Annotated in this window: 18 protein-coding genes; 8 read left to right on the forward strand and 10 right to left on the reverse strand. The window is 63.7% G+C overall.

Going from position 1 to position 19,352, the window contains the following annotated elements; all coding sequences use genetic code 11:
* Positions 1 to 16: 16 nt before the first annotated feature.
* Both ACYG9Y_RS08225 and ACYG9Y_RS08230 read right to left on the reverse strand, forming a co-directional pair.
* Entirely contained in the window at positions 17 to 481 is a 465-nt protein-coding gene (locus ACYG9Y_RS08225; protein WP_156929759.1) for an endonuclease domain-containing protein, read from the reverse strand.
* A gap of 161 nt (positions 482 to 642) precedes the next feature.
* Positions 643 to 2,220: a trimethylamine methyltransferase family protein gene (locus tag ACYG9Y_RS08230; RefSeq protein ID WP_023739082.1), complete on the reverse strand. Its 1,578-nt coding sequence runs from the start codon at positions 2,218 to 2,220 to the stop codon at positions 643 to 645.
* 271 nt (positions 2,221 to 2,491) lie between these two features.
* On the opposite strand from ACYG9Y_RS08230, the gene ACYG9Y_RS08235 reads away from it, so the two are divergent.
* The 5 genes from ACYG9Y_RS08235 (at position 2,492) to ACYG9Y_RS08255 (ending at position 8,726) form a co-directional block, all read left to right on the forward strand.
* A complete protein-coding gene (locus tag ACYG9Y_RS08235; RefSeq protein WP_023739081.1) occupies positions 2,492 to 3,667 on the forward strand; it encodes an MFS transporter in 1,176 nt (391 codons plus the stop codon).
* A gap of 147 nt (positions 3,668 to 3,814) precedes the next feature.
* Positions 3,815 to 4,972, forward strand: a complete 1,158-nt coding sequence (locus tag ACYG9Y_RS08240; protein ID WP_352445985.1) for an MFS transporter — start codon at positions 3,815 to 3,817, stop codon at positions 4,970 to 4,972.
* A gap of 97 nt (positions 4,973 to 5,069) precedes the next feature.
* Entirely contained in the window at positions 5,070 to 7,139 is a 2,070-nt protein-coding gene (locus tag ACYG9Y_RS08245; protein WP_023739080.1) for a prolyl oligopeptidase family serine peptidase, read from the forward strand.
* A 32-nt stretch (positions 7,140 to 7,171) separates the two neighbouring features.
* The gene (locus tag ACYG9Y_RS08250) at positions 7,172 to 7,294 is read left to right on the forward strand and encodes a hypothetical protein (protein WP_023670422.1); all 123 of its coding nucleotides are present in this window, start codon (positions 7,172 to 7,174) and stop codon (positions 7,292 to 7,294) included.
* 52 nt (positions 7,295 to 7,346) lie between these two features.
* Positions 7,347 to 8,726, forward strand: a complete 1,380-nt coding sequence (locus ACYG9Y_RS08255) for an aspartate aminotransferase family protein (RefSeq protein ID WP_023739079.1) — start codon at positions 7,347 to 7,349, stop codon at positions 8,724 to 8,726.
* 425 nt (positions 8,727 to 9,151) lie between these two features.
* On the opposite strand, the gene mmsB is transcribed toward ACYG9Y_RS08255, so the two are convergent.
* The 3 genes from mmsB to ACYG9Y_RS08270 form a co-directional block, all read right to left on the reverse strand.
* Entirely contained in the window at positions 9,152 to 10,036 is an 885-nt protein-coding gene (gene mmsB / locus ACYG9Y_RS08260) for a 3-hydroxyisobutyrate dehydrogenase (protein WP_023739078.1), read from the reverse strand.
* A gap of 140 nt (positions 10,037 to 10,176) precedes the next feature.
* Complete coding sequence (locus ACYG9Y_RS08265; protein ID WP_023691031.1) at positions 10,177 to 10,545, reverse strand: four helix bundle protein; 369 nt, start codon at positions 10,543 to 10,545, stop codon at positions 10,177 to 10,179.
* 28 nt (positions 10,546 to 10,573) lie between these two features.
* Positions 10,574 to 11,743, reverse strand: a complete 1,170-nt coding sequence (locus ACYG9Y_RS08270) for an isobutyryl-CoA dehydrogenase (protein WP_023739077.1) — start codon at positions 11,741 to 11,743, stop codon at positions 10,574 to 10,576.
* 148 nt (positions 11,744 to 11,891) lie between these two features.
* Between ACYG9Y_RS08270 and ACYG9Y_RS08275 the strand changes: the two genes are divergently transcribed.
* Both ACYG9Y_RS08275 and ACYG9Y_RS08280 read left to right on the forward strand, forming a co-directional pair.
* Positions 11,892 to 12,500, forward strand: a complete 609-nt coding sequence (locus tag ACYG9Y_RS08275; RefSeq protein WP_352459147.1) for a dimethylsulfonioproprionate lyase family protein — start codon at positions 11,892 to 11,894, stop codon at positions 12,498 to 12,500.
* Positions 12,501 to 12,502: 2 nt separating this feature from the next.
* Positions 12,503 to 13,978, forward strand: coding sequence for a cobyric acid synthase (locus tag ACYG9Y_RS08280; RefSeq protein ID WP_352459146.1), 1,476 nt, complete (start codon positions 12,503 to 12,505; stop codon positions 13,976 to 13,978).
* Positions 13,979 to 14,126: 148 nt separating this feature from the next.
* Here ACYG9Y_RS08280 and ACYG9Y_RS08285 read toward each other — a convergent pair whose 3' ends face one another.
* Entirely contained in the window at positions 14,127 to 14,297 is a 171-nt protein-coding gene (locus ACYG9Y_RS08285; RefSeq protein ID WP_023670429.1) for a hypothetical protein, read from the reverse strand.
* A 52-nt stretch (positions 14,298 to 14,349) separates the two neighbouring features.
* The gene (locus tag ACYG9Y_RS08290) at positions 14,350 to 15,135 is read right to left on the reverse strand and encodes a TSUP family transporter (RefSeq protein WP_023707858.1); all 786 of its coding nucleotides are present in this window, start codon (positions 15,133 to 15,135) and stop codon (positions 14,350 to 14,352) included.
* A 196-nt stretch (positions 15,136 to 15,331) separates the two neighbouring features.
* Between ACYG9Y_RS08290 and ACYG9Y_RS08295 the strand changes: the two genes are divergently transcribed.
* The gene (locus ACYG9Y_RS08295; protein ID WP_023688142.1) at positions 15,332 to 15,763 is read left to right on the forward strand and encodes a TerB family tellurite resistance protein; all 432 of its coding nucleotides are present in this window, start codon (positions 15,332 to 15,334) and stop codon (positions 15,761 to 15,763) included.
* Positions 15,764 to 15,878: 115 nt separating this feature from the next.
* On the opposite strand, the gene ACYG9Y_RS08300 is transcribed toward ACYG9Y_RS08295, so the two are convergent.
* Genes ACYG9Y_RS08300 through ACYG9Y_RS08310 form a run of 3 tightly spaced genes read right to left on the reverse strand, consistent with a single transcriptional unit; the run spans position 15,879 to position 19,311 of the window.
* Positions 15,879 to 17,501 carry an ABC transporter ATP-binding protein gene (locus ACYG9Y_RS08300; RefSeq protein WP_023670432.1) on the reverse strand — a complete coding sequence of 541 codons (1,623 nt, stop codon included), beginning with the start codon at positions 17,499 to 17,501 and terminating at the stop codon, positions 15,879 to 15,881.
* A complete protein-coding gene (locus tag ACYG9Y_RS08305) occupies positions 17,498 to 18,367 on the reverse strand; it encodes an ABC transporter permease (protein WP_023706066.1) in 870 nt (289 codons plus the stop codon). Before ACYG9Y_RS08305 ends, ACYG9Y_RS08300 begins: the two co-directional genes overlap by 4 nt.
* A complete protein-coding gene (locus ACYG9Y_RS08310) occupies positions 18,364 to 19,311 on the reverse strand; it encodes an ABC transporter permease (protein ID WP_023710755.1) in 948 nt (315 codons plus the stop codon). Before ACYG9Y_RS08310 ends, ACYG9Y_RS08305 begins: the two co-directional genes overlap by 4 nt.
* Positions 19,312 to 19,352: the final 41 nt, after the last annotated feature.

Consider the following 19,352-nt stretch of genomic DNA (forward strand, 5'->3'; position numbering starts at 1 on the left):
GAGATAGGTCCGTTTTTTAAGAGATTGAATCGAATGGGCGGGGCGTGAAAACAAAGCGGAGATCGGCCGCAGCGACGTTCTCGGCCAACCTGCCATCAAGCGCGGCAAGGATGGTTTCGCAGACGGAAGTGCGATGGTTCAGGACGTCATGGTTCCAAACACGCAGGATCGAATAGCCTTGCGCGCGCATGAAATCGTCACGGCGACAGTCATAGGAGCTGCCGGCGTGTTGATGGCCGTCGATTTCCACGACAAGCCATTTTTCGCGGCAGGCGAAGTCTGCAAAGTATGGTCGGATAGAGAACTGTCGCGTGAATTTGTAGCCGCCAAGTTTGCGGGCTTTCAACTCAAGCCAAAGCAGAGCTTCGGCCTGATTGTCACCTTGTCTAAGTTTTCTGGCTCGCAGGGTAGTGCCATTGTTGCGGCGACTGCGGGTTTGACCAGCGCCTTCCCCCACTCCGTCGCCGCTTCCCGGCGCCACCTCTCCCCCCTCCGGAGGGAGAGGAAGGGAGCCAGCCCGCATAACTTCGCGCCTTTCCTCTCCCCCGTCGATCGGGGGAGAGGTGTCGAGCGCAGCTCGACGGAGTGGGGGTCGACTGTTCATCAGATCCATACGAATAATCAGTTCATCAACAACATTGATCAAAAATCGGTCGGCGCGCCGCCTTCGGACGTGCGCTTTTCGACGAAGTCGTTGAGCTCTTCGCGGATCGCCGGGTCCATATAAGGTTCCTCGTAGGATGCCAGCCGCTCCTTCCAGACCTTGTTGGCCTTTTCCAGCGCGGTCGGCGATCCGGCTTCGGCCCAGGTCTCGAAATTGCGCCAGTCGGAGAGGATGGGCGAGTAGAAGGCTGTCTTGTAGCGGTCCTGCGTGTGCTGGGTGCCGAAGAAATGGCCGCCGGGGCCGACCGACTGGATGGCGTCGAAGCCGAGCGCTTCGTCGGACAGGTCGAGCGGGGTGAGGAACTCGGCCACCATCTGCAACAGGTCGATGTCCAGGATGGTCTTCTCGTAGGAACAGCGCAGGCCGCCTTCGAGCCAGCCGGCGCCGTGCATCATCAGATTGCCGCCGCCCTGGATGGCGCCCCACAGCGAGAACACGCTTTCATAGGCTGCCTGCGCGTCGACGGTGTTGGCGGCGCAGGTATTGGAGGTGCGGTAGGGGATCTTGTAACGGCGGGCAAGCTGGCCGCCGACAAGCTGCGCCTTCATATATTCAGGCGTGCCGAAGGCCGGCGAGCCTGACTTCATGTCGACATTCGAGGTGAAGCCGCCATAGCCAACCGGCGCGCCCTTTCTCACCATCTGGGCAAAGGCGATGCCGGACAGCGCCTCGGCATTTTGCTGCACCAGCGCACCGGCGATGGTCACCGGCGCCATCGCGCCGGACAGAGTGAAGGGCGTGATGACGACGACCTGACCCTTGCTCGACATCTGGATGATGCCTTCCATCATCGGCACATCCAGTTTCAGCGGCGAGTTGGTGTTGATGATGGTGAAGACGGACGGCTCTTCGAGCATCTGCTCATGGCTGATGCCGCGGGCGATCCTGGCGATCTCGATGCCGTCGACATTGCGCTCCTTGCCGAGCGAATAGATGTGGAACACCTTGTCGGTCAGCGTGGCGAGGTCGCGGATGCATTCGAGGTGGCGCACCGACGGGTGGATGTCGGTCGGCTCGACCGGATAGCCGCCGGTGCAGTTCAGGATGTTGTGCATCTGTGCCAGGCGCAGGAAGTTGCGGTAGTCCTGCTGGTTGCCCGGACGGCGGCCGCGATCGAGGTCGGAGCAGTTCGGTGCCGACGCCATCATCGACAGGATCACATTGTTGCCGCCGAAGCGCGCATTGTGCGCCGGGTTGCGGGCATGGAGCGTGAATTCCGACGGGCAGTTGGAGATGAGATCGAGGATCATGTCGCTGTCGAAGCGCACGCGCTCGCTGCCCTCGCGGACATCAGCGCCATTTTCCTTCATGATGCGGCGCGCTTCGTCATGCAGTACGTCGACGCCTATTTCCCTCAAGACGCGCAGCGAGGCGAGGTGGATCGATTCCAGCTCGTCGTCAGAGACCAGCTTGGTCGGCGTTAGCGGATTTCTCAGTTGCCGAAAAGCCGGCTGTTCGAAGGCGGCCGAGCCGCCGGCGCGCTTGCCCGCACGGCCACCGCGACGGGCACGGTCGGTTGCCAAAGGCGGTTCGGCTGGATGCAGGGCGGCGGTCATGATGGTCCTCGTACGATGCTGGTAGCGGGCGGCATAATGGACCGGCGGCTGTCCGACCATTGCGGAGGCGGCGACCACTAGGACGAGGGAAGCGACATGCCCGAACGGCAGTCCGATAGCTGACAACATTGCCGGGGATTGGCGGACAGGACGCGCCCACTGCGGCTCTTGGCGCAAGGGGATTTCAGGCGCGGCCCTTCCTTTCCCTAAATCGAACCGCTAGCTCAGTGGTTTGCCGCTGGATGGGCCGGCAATTCATGTGGAAGGCATCATGGCTGCGACCGGTTCGAGCGATGGCGAAGCAGGGACGCAATGGGCAGCGCTTGCCGGCGTAACTGCCGCCCTCGCGATGTTCGGTGCGGCGCAAGGGCTGAGCTCGCCGCTGTTTACGCTGCTGATGCAGAAGCAAGGCATGTCGCCGGCGCTGATCGGCTTGTCGGCAGCGATGATGCCGCTTGGTCTGATCCTTTCGGCCTCGTTCGTGCCGGCAGCCGTTCGGCTGGTCGGCGCGCGCAACCTGGCTGTGGGTTGCTCATTGATTGGGGCGCTGTGCTTCCTCGGCATCGGCTACCTGCAGGACTGGGTGGGCTGGTTCGTCATCCGCTTCATCATCGGTATCGTCATCAACCCGCTCTATATACTGGGCGAAGTATGGGCGCTGTCGCTGGCGCCGCCGTCGCGCCGCGGCAGGGTGATGGGGGCATTCAACACCGTGCTGGGCGCTGGCTATGCTGCGGGGCCTTTGGTCCTGACCGCGGTAGGGATATCGGGCTGGGTTCCTTTCCTGGTCGGCATGGCCGGCTTCATCCTGTGCGCCGCGATCCTTCGTGCTGTTTCGTCAAGCCTCGCCGGCTTCGAGGATGACTGCCAATTGCCCGGCGGCTTTTTCGGTTTCGCCAGGCTGGCGCCGGCGCTGTTGTTTGCCGTGCTGGTTTCGGCGGCGGTCCAGCAGGGCACCTACGCTTTGATGCCGGTCTTCGGTGCCGCCTATGGCCTGCCCGAAAGGACGCTGGCGGCCCTGGTGATGGCACTGTCGCTGGGAAACATCTTCCTGCAAATCCCGCTCGGCCTGCTGGCCGAGCGTTTCGGCGGGCGGGCGATGATCATCTTCTGTGCGTTGGCGACAACGACCTGCGCGGTTTTGCTGCCGTTGCTGATCACGACGCCGGCGATCTGGCTCGTCCTTCTCGTCATGGGCGCTGTCGGCTACGGCGTCTACACCATGGCGCTGGTGGAGCTCGGCAGCCGCTTCAGGGGAACCGTGCTGGTCGCCGGCAACGCCGCCTTCGCATTGATGTGGGGCGCCGGCGGCATTGTCGGCCCGCCTGGCGCCGGTGCCTTGATGCAGACCATCGGTCCGCTCGGTCTGCCGGTGGTGATCGCCGGCCTCGACGCGCTGCTGGTGAGCTTCGCGCTCTATCGATCGTTCAAGCGCCAAAACTCCTGACGGCCCAAAACTCCTGACAGGCCAAAAACTCCTGACAGGCCCAAAAACTCCTGACAGGCCTTGTCTGGAGCAAACGGTTTTTCCCAGGACGGGGGTTACCCGCGTCGGACAGAAAAGCTAGTCCTGAACCTGGTTTAGGTGCCAATGATGAACCTGGCGGAAGCTGACAACGAGAAGATGCAGTGGGCGGCGATCAGCGGCGTGATCGCGACCGTCTCGGTGTTCGCCATCGCGCAAGGCCTGTCCTATCCGCTGCTGAGCTTCATCCTGCAACGCCAAGGCGTTTCGCCGGCCATCATCGGGCTCTCGGCGGCAATGACGCCGATCGGCTTCATTGTCTCGTCGCCGCTGATCCCGGCACTGGCGCGCCGGTTCGGGGCAGGGCGCACCGCGCTTACCTGCGCGGCGCTTTCGGCTATTGTGCTTGCGCTGATCGGCTGGACGCAGAATGTCTATCTGTGGTTTCCTCTGCGCTTCTTGATCGGGGTGGTGACCAATCCGCTCTATGTCTTGAGCGAAATCTGGGTCATTGCACTGGCGCCGCCATCGCGCCGCGGTCGCGTCATGGGTGTCTATTCAACCATCATCTCGGCCGGCTTCGCTGCCGGGCCGCTCTGCCTGCTCGCTGTCGGCACCGTGGGATGGCCGCCATTCCTGGTGGGGATCGCCGCCTTCATCTTCTGCGGCGCCTGCCTGGCGCTGGTGCTGCCGCGACTGCCGAAGGTCGACGAAGCCGGGCACAGGGTTTCGGTCATGGGCTTCGTGCCACTGGCATGGCTACTGCTGTCGGCGGTGGTCGTTGCCGCCGGTTTCGAACAGGGCGTGCTGGCGCTGCTGCCGGTCTACGGCACGCACTATGGCATCGCGGAAGCGCGCATGTCGGCGCTGCTGTCGGTGATGATCGCAGGCAACATCGCCATGCAGGTGCCGCTCGGCTTGCTGGCGGAACGGCTGACGGCGCGGCTGGTGCGATTCATCTGCGTCGTGGTGACGGTGCTGGGCTGCGCCCTGTTGCCGCTGCTCATCGAGACGCCGCTGATCTGGCCTTGCGTCTTTATCTGGGGCGCGGTCTCCTATGGCATCTACACCATGTCGATCATCGAGCTCGGCGACCGCTTTACCGGCTCGGCGCTGGTCGCCGGCAATGCCGCCTTCTCCCTGATGTGGGGCGTCGGCGGCATCGTGGTGCCGCCGCTGGCGGGTGGCGTCATGGATGTGATCGGCGCCTCCGGCCTGCCGATCACGCTGGGCACGATTTGTCTGGCACTGGCTGTGGCCACGGTCCTGCGCCGGCGGATGGTTTGAGGCCGCATTCCCCCGATGACCTGACGTACCATCTTGAATAAAACCGCTTGCAACGCGATGTAGGCAGGGCTGCCCGCCACTAGCCTGGAGACCATGCGTGACCCAATCGACGACAAAACGCCAGACGGATGCCACCGTGGAGGACAAGTTCCTCTGGTTGGAGGACCGGACCAGCAAGGAATCGCTCGACTGGGTGCATCGCCAGAACGAGATCACCGTGGCCGAACTACAGGGCGATCCGTCCTACCAGGCGGCGTTCGAGACGGCGCTCGACCTGATGACGGCCGAAGACAACATCGCTGTGGGCGCCGCGCTCAACGGCCAAGTCTATAATTTCTGGCAGGACAAGACCAATGTGCTCGGCCTCTGGCGCCGCACGACGGTCGCCTCCTACAAGACCGAAAAGCCCGTGTGGGAGACGATCATCGACTTCGACGTGCTGTCGGCCAAGGAGGGGGTGAAGTGGGTGTTCAGCGGCGCCAGCCGCCTTTACCCCGATTTCAACCTTTGCCTGGTGGCGATGTCGCCGGATGGCGGCGATGCCAGCGAGATGCGGGAATTCGACATCGAGACCAAATCATTCATCGAGGGCGGCTTCCGCGCTCCGGCCTCGAAATCCGGTTTTTCCTGGCTGGACAAGGACACGGTCATTGTCTCGGCTGCCTTCGATGAAGACGACAAGACCCAGTCCGGCTATCCGCGCGTCGTCAAGCTGTGGAAGCGCGGTACCCGGTTGGAGGAGGCGACGCCGATCTTCGAGGCCGAGAAGCAGGATCTCGCGGCCGGCGCGGGGGTCGAGCATGATGGCGACAGGCAGTATTTGTTTCTGGCCCGCACGATCGCCTTCTTCTCCTCGCACAGTTTTCTGCGCCTGCCGTCGGGCGAAAACCGCCGCATCCCGTTGCCCGACGATGTCACCGACAGCACCCTGTTCAAGGGCCGGTTGGTGTTCGGGGTGCGCAGCCCATGGACGGCGCCGGGCGGCACTGAGTGCTTGCCGGACGGCCTCTATTCCTTCGATTTCGAACACTGGATCGACACCGGCGACCTGGGCCCTGTTGAAACCATGCTCGCGCCAGCGCACCGTGTTTCGGTCGCCGGCATTGCCCGCACTCAGGACCGGCTGTTCATCAATCTGATGGACAATGTGCGCGGCAAGGTCGTTGTCGCCGAGCGCAGCGGCGACCGCTGGTCGCTGAAGCCGGTGGCGCTGCCCGAGAACGGCAATGTCGGCATCGCGCATGCCGAGCATTTCGGTTCCAGCGTCTCCTTCTCCTTCACCGATTTCCTGACGCCGAGTTCGATCATCTGGTCGGATGATAACGGGGCGACGCTGGCCACCGTGAAATCGCAGCCGGCTCGGTTCGACGCCGCGCCGCTGGTCTCCGAACAGTTCGAGGCGCGCTCGAAGGACGGCACAATGGTCCCGTATTTCGTCGTCAGGCGGCGCGACCAGAAGGGTCCGGTGCCGACGCTGCTCTACGGCTATGGCGGCTTCGAAATACCGCTGCTGCCCGGCTATGCCGGCGTGCGCGGCAGGCTGTGGCTGGAAAAGGGCAACGCCTATGTGCAGGCCTGCATCCGCGGTGGCGGCGAGTTCGGGCCGGCCTGGCATCAGGCCGCGCTGAAGGGCAATCGCCAGACTGCCTTCGACGATTTCGCCGCGGTGGCGCAGGACGTCGTCAGGCGCGGCATAGCCACGGCTGCTTCCCTCGGCATCCAGGGCGGCTCGAATGGCGGCCTGCTTACCGGCGTTTCCCTGACGCAGCATCCCGAACTGTTCGGCGCCGTCATCATCGAGGTGCCGCTGCTCGACATGCTGCGCTACACCGAACTGCCGCCAGGCGCCTCGTGGATCGGCGAATATGGCGATCCGGCAAAACCGGAAGAAGCCAAGTGGCTCGCCGCCTATTCGCCGTACCATCATGTCTCGGCCGATGCCGTCTATCCCCCGGTGCTGCTCACGACATCGACCGCCGACGACCGCGTCCATCCCGGCCACGCCCGCAAGATGGCGGCGAAGCTGCAGGAAGCAGGTCACGGCAAGACGTTGTTCTTCGAGGAGACGGAAGGCGGCCATGGCGGTCGCGGCGACCGCCGGCCGCAAGCGGCGCAAACCGCCATGAAATACGTGTTCCTGCAAAGGGTATTGAGCGGCACCGCTTGAATTCCGGGCCTCGGGCGGCATAGACTGCCGCCATGGTCTACATGAGCACATCCGGCGCCTTCGGGGTCGCGGTGACACCGTCGCCGCGCACGCTGCGCGCCGAACTGCTCAGGCTGTGCGCCCGCATCGGCTATTCGCCGCCCGCCGTCCTCTGACGAAGTCGCCCCGGCAGCTTGCCGGTTTGATTCCAGAGGAAAGAGCAAACCCATGACTTACCAGAACTATTCGCTGAAGCAGCTTCAGCAGATTGATGCCGCGCATCATCTGCATCCCTTCACCGACCACAAGGAATTGCGCGAGACCGGCTCGCGCATCATCACCCACGCCAACGGCCCGTTCATCTACGATGCCGACGGCACCGAAATACTCGACGGCATGGCCGGGCTGTGGTGCGTCAATGTCGGCTATGGCCGCGACGAGCTGGCCGACGCCGCTTACGCGCAGATGAAGGAATTGCCCTACTACAATTCCTTCTTCAAATGCTCGACGCCGACGCCCGTGCTGCTGTCGAAGAAGCTGGCCGAGCTGGCGCCCAAGGGCATCGCCCAGGTTTTCTACGGCTCCTCCGGCTCGGAGGCCAACGACACGGCGCTGCGGCTCGTGCGCCACTATTGGGTGCTGGAAGGCAAGCCGGAGAAGAACCGCATCATCTCGCGCAAGTCGGCCTATCACGGCTCGACCGTCGCCGGGACGTCGCTGGGCGGCATGGATTTGATGCACAAGCAGCTCGGCGGGGCGGTTCCCAACATCGTCCATGTCATGATGCCCTATGCTTATGAGTTGGCGCTGCCTGGCGAAAGCGACCATGATTTCGGCCTGCGCGCGGCCAAGGCCGTCGAGGACGCCATCCTCGAAGCCGGTGCCGACAAGGTGGCGGCCTTCATCGGCGAGCCGGTGATGGGCGCGGGCGGGGTGAAAATACCGCCGATGAGCTATTGGCCGGAAGTGCAGCGCATCTGCCGCAAATACGATGTGCTTTTGATGCTGGACGAGGTCATCACCGGCTATGGCCGCACCGGCGAATGGTTTGCGGCGCAGACCTTCGGCGTCGAGGCCGACACCATCACCACGGCCAAGGCACTGACCTCGGGCTATCAGCCGCTGTCGGCGCTGCTGGTCGGCGACCGTATCGCGGCGACGCTGGTCGAAAAGGGCGGCGAATTCTACCACGGCTATACCTATTCGGGTCACCCGGTGGCCTGCGCGGTGGCGCTGAAGAATCTCGAGATCATGGAGCGAGAAGGCCTGGTCGACAGGGTCAGGAACGACACTGGACCTTACTTCGCCCAGGCGCTGCAGGAGCGCATTGCCGGCCACGAACTGGTCGGCGAGGTGCGATCGATCGGGCTGATGGGCGCGGTCGAGATCGTCAAGGACAAGGCGACCAAGGAGCGCTTCCTGCCGGCGGGCAGTGCCGCCGTCACCGTCCGCGACCACGCCATCGCGCAAGGCCTGATGCTGCGCGCCACCGGCGACACGATGATCCTGTCGCCGCCGCTGATCTGGACCCGCGCGACGATCGACATGGCTTGCGATCGCATCGCCAAAGCGCTGGATCTGGCGCAAGCGGATTTGCGCAAGAAGTAGATGGAACGACAGCCGGACGCCTTGCAATCAGGGCGCCCGGACTGTGCGCCTGCTTATCGTCAGGGTCGAAGGGGTCAGCGCACCGATCGTGCTGGTCAATGAAGACCATCAGGCAATTCCGAACGCTGCAATCGGAATATAATTCAGACCGAACAGTATAGGACTGCAAAACGCAAAAAACCGCGCTCCATCGGAACGCGGCTTTGCCAGATACGCATGGCATTTCGCCAACAATACACTTGCGAAACTTACGGGCTCCGGTACGCGAGACCTGATCCGGAGCGCCGGGCGGATGCGATGTGTCCGCCTCGCCATCCGTTATATAGGCACATCGTTACCGCCGGGTTATCGAGAGCTTAAGCAAATCTAAATTTGCAATTTTTCCGCGCAATAAAAATCGAGAAAAGCGCTGCCAAATTCGAAACTTATAGAGAACTGCCGCGAAGGAAATTTATGATGCCGGAAAAATCGTCGCCGCCATTTCCCTGGGCGTTGAACAGCGCATAAAGCTGGGCCGCTTCGGCCCCCATCGGCGTCACCGCGCCGGCGCTTTGGGCGGCTTCCTGCGCCAGTTTCAGGTCCTTCAGCATGAGTGCCGCGGCAAAGCCCGGTTTGTAGTCGCGGTTGGCGGGTGAGGCCGGCACGGGACCCGGCACCGGGCAGTAGGTGGTCAGCGACCAGCACTGGCCCGACGAGGTCGAGGCAACGTCGAACAGGGCCTGATGCGAGAGGCCGAGCTTTTCGGCCAGCACGAAGGCCTCTGCGACGCCGATCATCGAAATGCCGAGCATCATGTTGTTGCAGATTTTGGCTGCCTGACCGGCGCCGTCGTCACCGCAATGGACGATGCGGCCTGCCATCGGCTTCAGGACCGGTTCGGCCTTGGCGAAGGCATCCTTGGCGCCGCCGGCCATGAAGGTCAGCGTTCCCGCAGCAGCACCGCCGGTGCCGCCGGAGACGGGGGCGTCGATCGAATGCAGCCCGTGCTTCCTTGCTACGGCATGCGCCTTGCGGGCCGACTCGACATCGATGGTCGAGGAATCAATGAACAGGGCGCCTGGTTTGGCCTTGGGTGCGATGTCCTCGTAGACCGAGAGCACGTGCTTGCCGGCGGGAAGCATGGTGATCACGACATCGGCGTCCTTCACCGCCGCCACGGCATTCGCCATGACAATGACGCCATGCTCGCGGGCGACGGTGAGGTTTTCCGGCATCAGGTCAAAGCCGTGCACCGCGTGCCCCGCGTTGACGAGATTGGCAGCCATCGGGTTGCCCATATTGCCGAGACCAATGAAGGCGATGGTGGTCATAGCGGTGCTCCATGATGAGTAGGCAGTAGGCAGTAGGCAGTAGGCAGTAGGCAGTAGGCAGTAGGCAGTAGGCAGTAGGCAGTAGGCAGTAGGCAGTAGGCAGTAGGCAGTAGGCAGTAGGCAGTAGGCAGTAGGGCGACCTATTCGGGTGCGAGTTTGATAATAAGTTGGCGAAGCATCTTTCCGATGGCCTCGGCCGCCAGAAGCAGGTGCTCAGCTTGCCCATGCGTGGCAACGCCAATGCGTTGAGCGATTTGGAGGTGTGTCTCGAACTCCTTCAGCGAGCCTTGGGCTATCCTGAGAAATTGCTGATAGGAGCCTCGGTTGTCTCGGCCATAGCCTTCCGCGATGTTTGCAGGGATAGAGGTTGCTGAACGGCGGATTTGGCTGGTCAGCCCATACAATTCCTCTTTGGGCCATGTCTTGGTCAATGAGTAGGTGCTGACAGCCAGATCCATCGCCTGCTGCCATACGATAAGATCCTTGTACGAGTTGATCTTGCCGGTCATCCTTTGCCTACTGCCTACTGCCTACTGCCTACTGCCGTCCAATCAACGCCCGCGCGATGATGACGCGCATGATCTCGTTGGTGCCTTCGAGGATCTGGTGGACGCGCAGGTCGCGCACCAGTTTTTCGATACCGTAATCATGAAGATAGCCATAACCGCCATGCAGCTGCAGCGCCTCGTTGGCGACGTTGAAGCCGATGTCGGTGACGAAGCGCTTGGCCATGGCCGACCATTTGCCGGCATCCGACGCCTTGCGGTCGAGTTTCGAGGCGGCGGCGTAGAGAAAGATCCGCGCTGCCTGCAATTCGGTCTCCATGTCGGCCAACCTGAACTGCAGCGCCTGGAACTGGTTGATCTTCGAGCCGAAAGCCTTGCGCTCGGCGGTATAGGACAGCGCCTTGTCGAGCGCAGATTGCGCGCCGCCGAGCGAACAGGCAGCGATGTTGAGGCGGCCGCCGTCAAGGCCGGCCATGGCGATGCCGAAACCTGCGCCTTCCCCCGACAGCAGGTTTGCAGCCGGCACCTTGCAGTCCTCGAAGATCACCTGGCGGGTCGACTGCATGTGCCAGCCCATCTTGTGCTCGTTGGCGCCGAAGGAGAGGCCGGGCGCATCCTTCGGCACGACGAAGGTGGAAATGCCCTTCGGCCCGTCGGCGCCGGTGCGCGCCATGACAACATAGAGGTCGCTGTCGCCGGCCCCGGAGATGAACTGCTTGGCGCCGTTAAGCACATAGTCGTTGCCGCTCTTCACCGCGCGCGTCTTCAGCGCCGCGGCATCCGAGCCTGAGCCCGGCTCGGTCAGGCAGTAGCTCGCCAGCCATTCCATCGAGGTCAGCTTCGGCAGGAAGCGTTGGCGCTGCTCGTCGTCGCCGAAGCGGTCGATCATCGACGCCGCCATATTGTGGATCGAGATGAAGGAGGAAAACGCCGGATCGGCGTGCGACAGTGCCTCGAAGATCAGCACGGCGTCGAGCCGGCCGAGCGCCGAGCCGCCGACATCGTCCCTGACATAGATGCCGCCGAGGCCGAGCGGGCCGGTCTCGCGGATTACATCGGCGGGAAAGTGTCTTGCCCGGTCCCATTCGAGCGCATTGGGCGCAACGCGATCGGCGGCGAAGGCCTGTGCCATCTCCTGGATGGCGCGCTGTTCCTCGTTGAGCTCGAACTGGCTGGTGCTCGCATCGACCGCGGCGTCCATGGCGTGCTCCCTGTGTTCCCCAGCTGGGGTTGGCTTGCTGGCCTGTTGTTTTTGGCTTTGCGCGCCGCTCAATCTAGACCAATGATGCCGCCGCGCAACCCGGCTCGCCGCGCAGCCGCTGTGCATGAATGGATCAACGGAGCATTGCGTGCCGACATATTTCGACGAATTGCTCGACCGCTTCCATGCCTATCTCCGGGGCGTGGACAACGCGCTGGTGCGGGACGCCGTGACCCGGATCGGCTGGAATATGACGGCGCGCGTGCTCGAAGCGCATCCGCTGCCTTGCCTTGGTCTGCTCGACCGCATTGTCGAACTGGCGCCGCCGGACCCGCAGCCTCTGGTGCAACTGCTGGCGGAGCGTCGTGACGATCTGTGCTGGGGGCAGACCTACAACGCGAGCGATTTTGGTGAAGCGTTCTTGCAAAAATACGGCTGGCTGGAGGTGTTTGGCACGCGCGGCCATTTCGCCAATGAAGAGGTCGCGGCCGGATTGCTGATCCTGGGACCCGGCATCACCTATCCCGACCATCATCACATTGCCGAGGAGATCTACATTCCGCTGACCGGCGGCACCGAATGGCGCATGGGCGAGGGCGGCTTTCACATCCGCCAGGCGGGCGAAATTATCCATCACGCCTCCAATGTCAGCCATGCCATGCGCACCGGCAGCGAACCGTTGCTGGCGCTCTACATCTGGCGCGGCGGGCCGCTGTCGCAGAAGTCGACCGTTTCCGGCGCGCAGGGCAGGGGCTGAGCATGGCCAAGGCGATCATGCTGCAAGGCACGGGTTCGGATGTCGGCAAGACGGTGCTGGTGGCGGGGCTCTGCCGCGCGGCCAGGAATCGCGGGCTGAAAGTCAGGCCGTTCAAGCCGCAGAACATGTCGAACAATGCCGCCGTCGCCGACATTCCGGGCGACAACCGCCCCGGCGGCGGCGAGATTGGCCGTGGGCAATGGCTGCAAGCGCTGGCGTGTGGTGTTCAGCCGACCGTGCATATGAATCCGGTGCTGCTCAAACCCCAGAGCGATATCGGTTCGCAGGTGATCGTGCAGGGCAAGGTGTTCGGCGAGGCGCGAGCGCGCGACTACCAGACAATGAAAGCGGGGCTGATGGACGCCGTGCTGGAGTCCTGGACGAAGGTCGGTGAGGGCGCCGATCTGGTCGTCGTCGAGGGCGCCGGATCGCCGGCCGAAATCAACCTGCGCAGCCGCGACATCGCCAATATGGGCTTTGCCACGCGCGCCGACGTGCCGGTCATCCTGGTCGGCGACATCGACCGCGGTGGCGTCATCGCTTCGGTCGCCGGCACGCATCTGATCCTGCCGGAGGAAGACAGGCGCATGATCGTCGGCTACCTCATCAATAAGTTCCGCGGCGATGTCTCGCTGTTCGACGACGGCATCCGGTCGATCGAAAGCTTCACCGGCTGGCGCTGCTTTGGCGTCGTGCCGTGGCTGAAGGCGGCGGCGCGATTGCCTTCGGAGGATTCGGTCGTGCTCGAACGCCTGGCATCGGGCGAGAAGCGGGCGTTGAAGGTCGCCGTGCCGATGCTTGGCCGCATCGCCAATTTCGACGACCTCGACCCGCTCAAGGCCGAGCCGCAGGTCGAAGTGGTGTTCGTGCCGCCAGGGCAGCGCTTGCCGGAGGATGCCGGCCTGGTGGTCATTCCCGGTTCCAAATCGACGATCGGGGATCTCATGAAATTCCGCGAGAATGGCTGGGATCGCGATCTCCTCGCGCACCGCAAACGCGGCGGCCATATCGTCGGCATTTGCGGCGGTTTCCAGATGCTCGGCCGCCTGGTGCGCGATCCCGATGGCATCGAGGGCAGCGTCACCGAGGCGGAAGGTCTTGGTCTGCTCGACATCGAGACGGTGATGGAACCGGAAAAGACGGTGCGCAATGTCAGCGCGCGCTCGGTGCCGTTCGGCTTGGCGCTCGAGGGCTACGAAATCCATCTCGGCCGCACCACCGGGCCGGACATGGCGCGGCCGTCGGCTGTGATCAACGGCATCGACGACGGTGCCATTTCCGCCGATGGCAAGGTTTTTGGCAGCTATCTGCACGGCCTGTTTTCCGCCGACGCTTTCCGGGCGAGATTCCTGGAAAGCCTCGGCGTGAAAGGCGGCGGCGTCGACTATCGGGCGGACGTGGAAAACGCTCTGGACGAGATCGCAGCCGAACTGGAGCGCCATCTCGATTGCGATGCGATTTTTGGGTTAGCGAGGTAGGGCCGCCCATCGTTTCGTCATCCTCGGGTCTGCGCGTCCGCTTTGCTTCATGGTCATCCTTCCGCGCGGAAGAGCCTAACAGACCATGCATCCAAAGCAAAAGCGCCCGGCTTTGACCGGGCGCTTCGAATGCAGAAGTCGCGGGTGCCTAGGCGCCGCGCATCAGGCAGGCGGCGGCAAGCACGATGTATGCGATGAGGACAATCCACACCGCAGCCAGAGGAATGAACGCAAGAACGCCAAGCGCGGCGAGCACGCCGATGATGGCGATAACTAGGGATATGATGAAAACAAGCTGAGTGGGTGCACTAAGATTCATGTGTGGTCCCTCCAACATGATTCGTACAACGGCACTCTATCAGGCGTGAGGCTTATACACCAATCAGCTGGCGCAATGGGTTCGCCGGGTCGGCCAGCAGCTTCACCGCCAGCGACAGGCAGATGATCACCAGCAGCGGCTTGATCAGCCGGGCGCCGATGCGGATGGCAAGGCTGGCGCCGAGCCGGGCGCCGAGGAACTGGGCGACGCCCATCATCAGCCCGATCTTCCAGTAGACGACGCCGGCGACGGCAAAGACGATGAAGCCGCCAATGTTGGAGGCGAAATTGAGCAGCTTGGTGTGTGCCGTCGCCTTGAGCACGCCGAAGCCGGCAAGGCTGACGAAGGCCAGCATATAGAAGGAGCCGGCTCCCGGCCCGAACAGCCCGTCATAGAAGCCGACCAAAGGGGCGATGACCAGCCCGAACAGGAAGTGCGACAGGCGCTCGGCGCGGTCGACATCGTTCATGTTGGGTTTCACGGCGAAGTAGATCGCGATGGCGATCAAAAGCAGCGGCAGCAGCGCTCGCAGGAGATCACCCGGCACGAATGCCGCCAGCAAGGCGCCGACGGCACTGCCGGCAAGGGCCAGAAGCGCCGATGGCAGCTGTCGGCGCAGATCGACATGGCCATTCATGGCGTAGTGGATGGTCGCCGAAGCGGTGCCGAAAATGCCCTGCAGCTTGTTGGTTCCAAGTGCTGCGACCGGCGGGAAGCCGGCAAGCAGCAGGGCCGGGATGGTGATCAGCCCGCCGCCGCCGGCTATCGAATCGACAAAGCCGGCTGCAAAAGCGGCCAAGGCAAGCATGATGACGGTCTGGGTGGCGAGGTCGAGCATCGGGATTTTCTGAACATTCCGGCGGGAAAGGTGGTGCCGCGCCTTCTCATGGCCATCCGGTTTGCGCAAGGCCGATTCCGCGCTACGTCCATCCAAGCGCGTTGCGCTTGGATTTCCTGTGGTGCATGTCATTATCTCAGTACCGCTGCGCAGTTTTGGGTCATGTGCGCTGGGCGGGCTCGGGAAAGGGACACTGTTGGCGATGGCATTGCTCGACCAGATACGCTCGATCTTCGATGGTGACCCCGGCGTGCGCAAGGTTGCCGACGACCCTGTGCTGTCGGCGGAGCTCTTGATGCTGTTTCGCATGATCCTGGCCGACGGCTCGGTTTCGGAGAGCGAGATGGTCGCCTTCCGGCGCATCTGCAAGGACGCCTTCGGCATCCCGGAAACCAGCATCGACGCGGTCATCGAATATCTCAATGATTTCGGCTACGAGACCAACGGTTCGCAAGCCATTGCGCTGTTCCGCGATCTCGATGTCGAACGGCGCAAGTTGCTGGCGCTCCACATGGCGGAGATCGCCAAAGCCGATTCCAAACTGGCCGAGAGCGAAGTGCGGCTGTTGCGCCGCACGCTCGATTTGCTCGACATCAGCCCGGTCGATGTGGTGAAGCCGGAGGAGTGAGGCAGACCAGGGGCAACGGCCGCCCAGCCGGGTCCCCGCTGCTTCGCAGCGTCCCAGCGTTTGTGACCTTTCATCGTGCCACTGGCACGATGAATTCGCTGCGCGAACCGGTCACTTACCCCTGTTCCTGCATACGGTGAGCGATCGCCCGATGCAGATCGGGCGCAGCCGCGACCAGCGCCCTGGCCGCCTCCGACTGCGGATGATCGAGCACGTCACCGGTCTTGCCGCGCTCGACGATCCTGCCGTCATGCATGACCAGCACCTCATCGGTGATGGCGCGGGCGACGGTCAAATCGTGGGTGATGAAGAGATAGCCGATGCCGAGCTTCTGGTTGAGCTCTGCGAACAGGTCGAGGATCTGGGCGCGGATCGAGACGTCGAGCGCCGAGACCGGCTCGTCGGCGACGACCAGCTTCGGCCTAGTGATGATGGCGCGGGCGATCGACAGGCGCTGGCGCTGGCCGCCGGAAAACTCATGCGGATATTTGTCCATGTCGCTGGTGCCGAGGCCGACCTCGTGCAGCGCATGCGCCACCATCTCGCGCCGCTCAGCCGGTGTCGGCTTCGTCTCCAGTACATGCAGCGGCTCGGCGACCAGTTTTACGACCTTCTGGCGCGGGTCGAAAGAGCCGTAGGGATCCTGGAACACGACCTGCATGTCGCGCCGCGCGGCTTTGAGCTCCGCCTCGCTTTTGCCGGTTATGGTCTCGCCGCGAAAGCGGATCGTTCCCGATGTCGATTTGTCGAGCGCCAGGATCATGCGGGCAAGCGTTGACTTGCCGCAGCCGGAGCGGCCGACCAGCGCCACCGATTGGCCCGGCGCCAGCGACAAGGACACGTCGTCGACGGCGCGGATCGGAGCCGCTGACTTGAACAGGGAGGTGCGCCGGCCCGGATAGTCCCGTGTCACGCCTTCGACCTCAAGCAGCGGTTTGCCCTGGCCGGCGGCGTGAACCTTGGCGCGCGCGGGCACGTGCATGGAGGCCAGCGCCAGCTGGCGCGTGTAGGGATGCAGCTGTTCCGACAGCGTGCGTGCGGTGTCGCCGGCTTCCATCACCTCGCCATGGCGCAGAATGGTGATGCGGTCGGCCATTTCGGTGACGACCGCGAGATCGTGCGAGATCAACAGCAGGCCCATTCGGTTTTCGCTGACAAGGCCGCGCAAGAGGTCGAGGATCTGCGCCTGCAGCACCACGTCGAGCGCCGTGGTCGGCTCGTCGGCGATGAGCAGCTTGGGTTTCAATGCGCAGGCAATGGCGATGACGACGCGCTGGCGCTGGCCGCCCGACAGTTCGTGCGGATAGCGCGACAGCGGGAATTTGGCCTCCGGCAGGCCAACGCGGTCGAGCATTTTGCGCGCGCGGTCTTCGGCGTCGGCACGGCTTGCCCTAGTGTGCCAGCGTATGCCTTCGGCGACCTGCTCGCCGATGGTCTTGACGGGGTTGAGCGCCGTCATCGGCTCCTGGAACACCATGCCGATGTCGTCGCCGCGCAGCGCGCACATCTGGTCCTCGGTTGCGGCCAGAATATCGATGCCGTCGAAGGTCACGCGGCCGGTGGCGCGCGCCGCATGCGGCAGAAGCTGCATGATGGTCAGCGCCGTCATCGATTTGCCGGAACCGGATTCACCGACCAGGCCCATCACCTCGCCGGGCGCGACGGAGAGCTCGACCCCTTTCAGGATCGGCGTGTCGCCGACGGCCAGCGACAGGTTCTCGATCTGCAGCAGGCTCATCGCTGCCGCCGCGATTTCGGGTCGAGTATGTCGGCGATGCCGTCGCCGAGCAGATTGAGCCCAAGCACGGTGACGACAATGGCCATGCCGGGGAAGATGGCCATCCACGGCGCCACCACCATGCGCGTCTGAGCGTCGAACAGCATGCGGCCCCAGCTCGGCATTGGCGGCTGGGCGCCGAGGCCGACATAGGAGAGGCCGGCTTCGGCCAAAATGCCAAGCGCGAACTGGATGGTGCCTTGCACCAGAAGCAGCGTGGCGATGTTGGGCAGCACGTGCTCGGTTGTAATCTGCGCTTTGCTCTTGCCGGCGGCGCGGGCGGCGAGGATGAATTCGCGCGGCCAGATCGCCAGCGCGCCGGCGCGGGCGACGCGCGCAAACACCGGGATGTTGAAGATGCCGATGGCGATGATGGCGTTGATTGCGCCCGGTCCGAAGATGGCGGTGATCATGATCGCCGACAGCAGCGCCGGGAAGGCGAAGACGAGGTCGGTCAGCCGCATCAGCGCCTCGTCGACCAACCCGCCGCGCGCCGCGGCGAAGGCGCCGAGCGGCACGCCGACGCCCATGCCGATGCCGACCGCGACCAGCGCCACGGCAATCGAGTTGCGGGCGCCGACCATGATCATCGACAGGATGTCGCGGCCGAAATGATCGGTGCCGAACCAGTGCGCCGCAGAGGGCGCCAGCGTCTTGTCCGAGATCACCAGTTTGGTCACGTCGTAGGGCGTCCAGACGTAGGAGATGACCGCTATTGCAGCCACCAGCACCGTGATGGCGAAGCCGATGAGGAAGGAGCGGTTGCGGAAGGCCTTGGCCAGAATGCTGCCCAACGTCTCCTGCGGGATGTCGATGTGCAGCGTCATTGCCGGCCTCGAAGGCGCGGATCGACGATGGCGTAGGAGACGTCGACGACGAGGTTGACCGCAATGACGGCGACGACCAGCAGCATGACGATGCTTTCGACGACGATCAGGTCGCGCTGAGTGATCGCCTGGAACACCAGCCGTCCGAGGCCGGGGAGATAAAAGACGTTCTCGATGATGATGGTGCCGGCGAGCAGGAAGGCGAATTGCAGGCCCAGAATGGTCAGAACCGGGATCATCGCGTTGCGCAGCGCGTGCCGCCACAGCACGGCGCGATAGGGCAGGCCCTTGGCGCGGGCGGTGCGGATATAGTCCTCGTTCAGCACCTCGATCAGCGCCGAGCGGGCAACGCGCGCCAGGATCGCCGCCTGCGGCAGAGCGAGGGCGATGGCCGGCAGCAGCAGCGATTTCAGCGCCGGCCAGGCGCCGGCGCTCCAGCCGGGAAAGCCGCCGGCCGGCACCAGCCGCAGCCAGACGGCAAAGAGGTAGATCAGCATCAGCGCGAACCAGAAGTTCGGGATGGCGACGCCGAGCTGGGCGGCGCCCATGGCGATCGTATCACCGGCCCGCCCGCGCCGGCTGGCGGAATAGAGCCCGACCGGGATGGCAATGATGGTGGACAGCGCCAGCGCGATCAGCGCCAGCGGCAGGGAAACCGCCATGCGCTCGCGGACAAGGTCGATGACCGGCACTGAATAAGTGTAGGAGCGGCCGAAATCGAGGCTGAGCAGACCGCCGACCCAGTGGAGGTAGCGCAGGAGAAGCGGCGCGTTGAGGCCCATCTGGTTGCGCAGGAGTTCGACCTGCTCGGCGCTGGCGTTGAGGCCAAGCATCAGCCGCGCCGGATCGCCGGGCAGGATTTCGAGCACGGCGAAGACGACCATCGAGGCCAGGATCAAGGTTGCGATGGCGATTGCGAGGCGTTTGAGGAGGTAGGCGGTCATGGTGGAGGGGCGCCCGGTGCGGCTGCGCCTTGAAAGTCGAG

Source organism: Mesorhizobium sp. W050, assembly GCF_054719535.1.

Coding starts and splice junctions, on each gene's coding strand:
- ACYG9Y_RS08230 (WP_023739082.1), bottom strand. CDS start 2,220: ATGACCGCCGCCCTGCATCCAGCCGAACCGCCTTTGGCAACCGACCGT.
- ACYG9Y_RS08235 (WP_023739081.1), top strand. CDS start 2,492: ATGGCTGCGACCGGTTCGAGCGATGGCGAAGCAGGGACGCAATGGGCA.
- ACYG9Y_RS08240 (WP_352445985.1), top strand. CDS start 3,815: ATGAACCTGGCGGAAGCTGACAACGAGAAGATGCAGTGGGCGGCGATC.
- ACYG9Y_RS08250 (WP_023670422.1), top strand. CDS start 7,172: ATGGTCTACATGAGCACATCCGGCGCCTTCGGGGTCGCGGTGACACCG.
- ACYG9Y_RS08255 (WP_023739079.1), top strand. CDS start 7,347: ATGACTTACCAGAACTATTCGCTGAAGCAGCTTCAGCAGATTGATGCC.
- mmsB (WP_023739078.1), bottom strand. CDS start 10,036: ATGACCACCATCGCCTTCATTGGTCTCGGCAATATGGGCAACCCGATG.
- ACYG9Y_RS08265 (WP_023691031.1), bottom strand. CDS start 10,545: ATGACCGGCAAGATCAACTCGTACAAGGATCTTATCGTATGGCAGCAG.
- ACYG9Y_RS08270 (WP_023739077.1), bottom strand. CDS start 11,743: ATGGACGCCGCGGTCGATGCGAGCACCAGCCAGTTCGAGCTCAACGAG.
- ACYG9Y_RS08280 (WP_352459146.1), top strand. CDS start 12,503: ATGGCCAAGGCGATCATGCTGCAAGGCACGGGTTCGGATGTCGGCAAG.
- ACYG9Y_RS08285 (WP_023670429.1), bottom strand. CDS start 14,297: ATGAATCTTAGTGCACCCACTCAGCTTGTTTTCATCATATCCCTAGTT.
- ACYG9Y_RS08290 (WP_023707858.1), bottom strand. CDS start 15,135: ATGCTCGACCTCGCCACCCAGACCGTCATCATGCTTGCCTTGGCCGCT.
- ACYG9Y_RS08300 (WP_023670432.1), bottom strand. CDS start 17,501: ATGAGCCTGCTGCAGATCGAGAACCTGTCGCTGGCCGTCGGCGACACG.
- ACYG9Y_RS08305 (WP_023706066.1), bottom strand. CDS start 18,367: ATGACGCTGCACATCGACATCCCGCAGGAGACGTTGGGCAGCATTCTG.
- ACYG9Y_RS08310 (WP_023710755.1), bottom strand. CDS start 19,311: ATGACCGCCTACCTCCTCAAACGCCTCGCAATCGCCATCGCAACCTTG.